Source organism: Candidatus Vampirococcus lugosii, assembly GCF_018420025.1.
GTDB lineage: Bacteria > Patescibacteriota > Gracilibacteria > Absconditabacterales > Absconditicoccaceae > Vampirococcus > Vampirococcus lugosii.
This window is the reverse complement of record NZ_JAEDAM010000056.1, coordinates 1-6,786: the sequence shown is the minus strand read 5'-3', so window position 1 is coordinate 6,786 and position 6,786 is coordinate 1. Positions and strand designations below refer to the sequence as shown.

The window sequence follows — 6,786 nt, the reverse complement described above, 5'->3', positions numbered from 1 at the left end:
AAAAGTATATAGTTATAGATGGTTAATAGAAGAAACATATAAATATTTAAAACAAGAATATAATTTAGAGAAAATACATTTAAGAAGTGAAGTTGAAAGACTAAATAATTATTATATGTATGCCTGGTTAGAAGTAGTTGAATATATATTACATAATTGAAAATTTTTCCGAAATAGAAATCAAAGAAAACAGCTACAGAATCAACAAAATTCACTTTTTTCTTTAATTTAGGTGCAGAAGATTAATAATATGTTAACATTTTTCTCTTGATTTAAATAAAAATTTTATTATATTTCTAATATATAAGTATTTATATAATCAAGATGTATTATATTTTAGCCTTATATTTTTATATATTATTAAAATAATAGAGAAATGGAAGAGAAAAGAACAAAATGTCAAATTGTAACTAGAGTAATGTGATATCATAGACCAGTAAGTCAATTTAATATATGAAAAAAATCAGAATTTTATCAAAGAAAATATTTTCAAGAATCAAGTATTAATTCAAAATTTGTAAAAGATAATAGTTAATAAATTTTCCTCTCTTTACATAGAGAGGAAAATTTATTAAAAAATACTTGAATTTTTGTTATAAATCAGTATATATAATATATACTATATTTGGGTTAGTAGCTCAGTTGGCTAGAGCAGGGGCCTCTTAAGCCCAAGGTCGAGGGTTCAAGTCCCTCCTAACCCACCATATAGGGGTGTAGCTCAGTTGGTAGAGCAATGGTCTCCAAAGCCGTGTGTCGCGGGTTCAAGTCCTGTCACCCCTGTATTTTTTTTGTAAAAAATAAAATGCAATTTTGCATTTTTTTATTTAAAATATTTTAATTAAAATAAAAATCTTAATTGATTTTTATTTTTTTATAAAAATTAAGAAAGTATAAATTTTAAATACGAATTATAAATTAATTCAAAAGAATTAATATCAATCCATTCATCAAATGTATGCAAATTATCTCAATCAGGTCTATATAATATTATTTTTGATCAATATTGTGCAAAAAATCTTCAATCGGATCATCAATGTTCTTTAACAAAATTTATTTCTTTTCATCAAGATAAATCAGAAGCTATTGATTTAAATTTTTGTAAATTTTTATCATTTTCATCAGTATGAAGACAAGATCAAAAAATTGATTTGATAACAGTACAAGAATTATTGATAATTAATTTATTTACAGTCTCTCTTACATAACTATCATCAAAATCTTCAGTAAATCTTATATCAAAACTAGCTATACATTCATTTGGAATAGCATTAATACTTTTTCATCATTGAATTTTATTTAAATTAACTGTAGAATATCGATTATTTTTTGTTTTGTTTTCAAAAGTTTCCTTTAAATCTTTATATAAATTAAAAATTTTATTTATTGCATTATCACCAAGCCAAGGTCTACTTGAATGACAAGATTTTCCTTGTGCAACTACTTCAAACAAATTAAGTCATTTTTGAGTATTTACAATTCTTGTACTTGATCATCAGTCTGGTATCAAAATAATATCTCATATATATCAATCTTTAGCAATATTGTAAGCACAATCAAATCAACCTATTTCTTCATCACTTGTTATTATTAAAGATATTTTTTTGTCTTTATAAGATATACTATCCAAATATTTCATTATATACATAATTATAGAAATTCATCATTTCATATCTATAGATCATCTTCAATATAATTTATTTCATTTTATATATGGCTCAAATTGTTTATCATCAGATCCAGCAACTACATCAATATGACCGTTTAATACTATATCTGCCTTTTTTCATTCAAAATTCTTTACCAAAATATTTGGTTTATTATTATAATACTTTTTTTCAATAATCAAATTAGTATCTACAAAGAAATTATAAATATAATCTATATTTTTTTCCAAATTTATTAAATCATCAGAAATTGAAGGAATTTTTATCATATCTTGAGTAGTATTAATTATATCATCAAGTACAAAAGTCATTTTAATATTAATTTAAATTATAAAGTATAGATTCTAATTCTTTTATAATTTCATTTTCATGTTCAGAATTATTTGAAATTATTACAACTTGTATTTTTCATTTTTGTATACTAAAAGGATAAACTCCAAACATAAAAGAATCTTTTGTTGGATCAAATAAAATTCATTCTTTTTTTAAATTCATTATTATTTTATTTTGAATATGTTCAAAATTATCATTTGAATTAATATTGTACTCAAAAGTATTATAATTTGCAATTCTTTTATCTTTATCTTTAAAATAAAGATTATTAATCATTGCTGATGAATATGCTCAAGTCATTCTTCGATTTACCTCACAAACAATTAATGCATAATCTTTACCATAAACATTTACAATTTCAACATTTTTTCATACTATATCATATATATTTTCATAATAAGAAATATCTATAAGCATAAAATCAATTCAATAATATGAGATAACTCATAATTTATCATTTATTTCAGATCAAATATTATTAGTTAATTTTTTCATTAAATTTTGAAGATTTTCAAAATATTCATCATCTTTTATAACAACATTTCATTCATGTGTAGCTCAATTTAATAATTGATTAGTACAAGAAAAAGTATCAACATCATTATTTTTATTTATATAAGCCAAACAACTTGGACTAGAAATTATTGAATCAGAATCAAAACATATTTCCAACAAAAACTTATCAGTCAATGTATGTTTATTTATATTAAATAATAATATAAGTTCTTCTATATCTTTATATGTACAAATTTTTTTGTATCAAAGTCAAGAAACTGATCTATCAAGTCTTATAATTAAATTTAATCATTTTTTTTGATAAAAATCAAAATAATCATACAAATCATCTATCCAATCTTGTTTATTAGTATCTAATATATGTCAATTTACCATATAATCTGAAAAATTTTCTCTAAGAAATACTTTTGAATTTGCTTTATCTATTTTGTCTTCAAATCAAAGATTTTCAAGATAAAAATCTTCTGAAGAATTTAAAAAATTAGACATAAGATCTTGAGCTATACCAGTAGATATAAAGTTTAAATTAAAATATTTTTCTTCATTTATTTGTGAAATTATTTTATCACAAGTTGATTTAATATCAGTAATTTTAATTATTTGTTCTTTATCTAATTTTTTTCATTTTAAATCAGATATATAAGATAAATATTCTTGTCATACATTATGTGCTACCAAATGAATAGAATCTTGAGGAATAACTCATAATCAAATACTTCTCTGAACATATCAAGAAATATCAGATATTAATTCTTGCATAGCTTTACCTTGGAAATTATTGAATGATTCACTATCTACATTGTAATTTGCTACAAAAGGAATTGTAGGAATTCAATCAGAAACATTATTAAATTCTTTCATAAAAAATTAAATATATTATTATATAAATATATAATATATAATAATTATTAAAATAATGTCAAGAATAAAAAGTTATATTTTATTATATAATTTAATATAAATAAAATTATTTCTTTAATTTATTATCAATTATTCCTATAAGTTTATTTTTAAAATCTTTTAATTCTTCATCTATTGTAGGATAATTAGGTAATATTAAAGTTGTTGAAAAATTATCAATCATATATCTTCAAATATAGTTTTTTCTAAATTTATCTTTTTTATACTCTTCTAAAAAAGCTACTGCTTCATCATGATATCAATCAATATGTTTTGATAAATAATATCAATATACACTTAAAGTTTCTTCTTCATTAAAGTCTTTTGATAATAAAAACTTTTCTTCTTCAGATGAAAGAGAGATATCATCATATATTTTATCTAAACTATTTTTAAATAAAATAAATTTATATCTAATAAAATTTTTTAAACTAATATTATTTTTAGTATAATATTTTTTAATAATTTTTTTAAAATTATTTAAAACAGAATCTGGTAATTCAAAACTTTTTACAATTAAATACATTCCTCTTATTGTATCCTCGCTTATAGTTGATCAAGTTAATATTACTGGACTAGGAGAATGTCAGTTATAAAGAAAATTTCATATATTTTGATTTAAATCTATATATCTTAAACAAGTTCAATAATCTCATATACTACAAGCATATATTGCAACTCATAATATATTTCTAGTAAAGCTCCGTGATGATAGTATTGGCATTAAATCATTATAATCATCATATGTATAAGATTTATCAAGTTGAAAATATTCATATTTATTTATTATATTATTTAATTTAATTATATTTTGTTTAAATTCTTCATTATTATAATAATATTCAAATACTTCATTATATTTTTCTAATCAATTTAATAAAAGTTCTCATATATTTTCATCAAAATAAAGTTTATCTCAATTTTCATAATCAATATCAAAATCATAATCTCAATAAAAATCACTTCGTGAACGGAATAAATCTCAAGGCACAACTCATTTTTCATAATCAAACATATCTTGTATATCACTATATGATTTTGAATTTTCTTCTATATAATTTCAAAATTCAACTAATTCATAAATAGCATTTTCTTCTTTTGGAAGATCTTCAATATAATCAACTAATTCAAGATTTGATTTATCATAATCTGGAATATAATAATCTCTATTGTAGATTTTTGTTAAAAATTCAAAATTTAATAACAGGAGATTAAAAAATAATTTTAATTTACTATTTCATGATATTTTTATTTTTGGTAATTTTATTTCATCACTTTCTATATATTCATCTGGAACTTTAAATTCTACATTTCAATCTCATTTATCTTTTATATCCAAAGATAGATCATAAATTTTTTCTTCTTTTATATAAAAATTACTCAAAAAATTACTATTTTCTTTCTTAGCTTTAAATTTAAAATATTCTTCCAAAAGTTCATTATTTCTAAATAATTTACTAGAAATATCAATATTAAAATTATTTCCAATATTTAAATCTCATTTTAGATTTAAAATATCTCTATCAGAAATAGCTTCTATATCCAAAAAATTATTTTCATAATTTATTTTTATATTAATTTGTTCATCTGTATCATCATAACTTATTAAATCACCTAATATATTAAAATAATCAAGTCATTCATATTCTCATTTTAATTCTACTTTTCAAACTTCTTCATCATTTTGAATAATATTTCAAGTTCAATTAATTTTTCAATTTATAAAATCAAGATCAAAATTTATTTCTGCTAAATCTATGTTTAATATAGCATTTAATTTATTATTTTCAAATTTCATATCTATCATTAAATCTTCATTAAAATGTAATTTAGAATCAATTTTTTTAAAAAATCATTTTTTATCAAATTCTCATTCAAAATATATTTTATTTTCTTTAAAAAATGATTTAATAATAGGAATATCAAAATTAAACTCTTTAATTTTTCAATTATCAAAATATATTTCAAAATCAAACAATCAATCTATATTGTAAGAATATTTATTTTTATTATCATCTATTTCAAAATATTGAAAATCCATATTATTAATTTCTTGTATCAAAAGATATGAATTATTATCTATATTTTCTAATATATCTAAATTAAAAAAATTTAAAAAATTTAAAAAATCTTTATTAAATCAATTTTTTCATATTTTTAAAAACATATTTTTTTCATTATTTATTATATCTACATCACTTATTAAATCATTTTCATATTTATCTCAAAAATTATTAATTTTATAATAAAAATTATCTAATTTAATTCTTTGTTTTTCAGAATTTGATTCTGAATATATTCATAAATTTTTTATACTAAATTCATAATTTGAATTTAAAAATGGTAAATCTAAATTTAAATCAATATCTTTTTGTATATTTACATCCGTTAATATTTGTTCTTTCTGATTATCTTGAAAAAAATAAATAAATGAAAAAACTACTAAAGTTAATAATAAAATAATTCAAGTTGAAATATATAATATTTTATAATTCATTACATTTTACTTAATTTTAAATTTCAAAATTATAAATAAAAAAATATTAAAATCAAATAAAAAAATATTGTCAGTATCATAATATACAAAAAAATAACTTAAAATTATTAAAAAATAATAAATATATTTAATTATAGACAAAGAAAAACAATAATTTAATATTTGTTTATAAAAAATAATTGAAACAACTTGAAATTTAAAAATAAAATAATATAATTATATATTTATATATATAAATAATATTAATTATAAAAAATGAATAATGAAGAAAAAAGCCACAAAGAAAGAATCATAAATGATCTTAAACAAACAGTAAAAGATATGCCATTATTTGTAAAATGATTATTTAAGCCATTAATATCTTATGTAGAAAAAAAATATGATAATATGCCACAAGAAAGAAAAGAACATCTTGAAAAGATAACAAATGATCTTAAAAAAGAATGAAACAAATGAGTAAATAAAACTAAATCTATAATCAATTGATTTTTGAAAAAAGATAAAACTGAATCTAATAATAATTTAGATGATTCTAATAAAACTAATTCTGATTTAGATGATTCTAATAAAACTAATTCTAATTTAGATGATTCTAATAAAACTAATTCTAATTTAGATGATTCTAATAAAACTAATTCTAATTTAGATGATTCTAATAAAACTGATTCTAATTTAGATGATTCTAATAAAACTAATTCTAATTTAGATAATTCTAATAAAACTAATAATAATTTAGATGATTCTAATAAAACTGATTCTAATTTAGATGATTCTAATAAAACTAATTCTAATTTAGATGATTCTAATAAAACTAATTCTAATTTAGATGATTCTAATAAAACTAATTCTAATTTAGATGATTCTAATAAATCTAAT

General features: G+C 18.8%; 5 protein-coding genes, 2 tRNA genes and 1 pseudogene. 5 read left to right on the top strand and 3 right to left on the bottom strand.

What is annotated here, in order from left to right; translation table 25 throughout:
- From VAMP_RS04020 to VAMP_RS04005, 4 genes are all read left to right on the top strand, one after another.
- Positions 1 to 232: transposase (locus tag VAMP_RS04020; protein WP_213349591.1), on the top strand; the 232-nt coding region annotated here is incomplete at its 5' end.
- A gap of 144 nt (positions 233 to 376) precedes the next feature.
- Entirely contained in the window at positions 377 to 535 is a 159-nt protein-coding gene (nrdD, locus tag VAMP_RS04015; protein ID WP_213349588.1) for an anaerobic ribonucleoside-triphosphate reductase, read from the top strand.
- 92 nt (positions 536 to 627) lie between these two features.
- A tRNA-Lys gene (locus VAMP_RS04010) sits at positions 628 to 704 on the top strand.
- Positions 705 to 707: 3 nt separating this feature from the next.
- Positions 708 to 780: transfer RNA gene (locus VAMP_RS04005), tRNA-Trp, on the top strand.
- A 100-nt stretch (positions 781 to 880) separates the two neighbouring features.
- On the opposite strand, the gene VAMP_RS04000 is transcribed toward VAMP_RS04005, so the two are convergent.
- From VAMP_RS04000 to VAMP_RS03990, 3 genes are all read right to left on the bottom strand, one after another.
- Complete coding sequence (locus VAMP_RS04000; protein ID WP_213349585.1) at positions 881 to 1,975, bottom strand: M20 family metallopeptidase; 1,095 nt, start codon at positions 1,973 to 1,975, stop codon at positions 881 to 883.
- Positions 1,976 to 1,982: 7 nt separating this feature from the next.
- On the bottom strand, positions 1,983 to 3,374 hold the full coding sequence (locus VAMP_RS03995) for a hypothetical protein (protein ID WP_213349582.1): 1,392 nt from the start codon (positions 3,372 to 3,374) through the stop codon (positions 1,983 to 1,985).
- Between the two features lie 106 nt (positions 3,375 to 3,480).
- Positions 3,481 to 5,910 carry a hypothetical protein gene (locus tag VAMP_RS03990; RefSeq protein ID WP_213349579.1) on the bottom strand — a complete coding sequence of 810 codons (2,430 nt, stop codon included), beginning with the start codon at positions 5,908 to 5,910 and terminating at the stop codon, positions 3,481 to 3,483.
- 255 nt (positions 5,911 to 6,165) lie between these two features.
- Between VAMP_RS03990 and VAMP_RS03985 the strand changes: the two are divergent.
- A pseudogene (locus VAMP_RS03985) lies at positions 6,166 to 6,786 on the top strand (hypothetical protein); the annotation flags it as partial.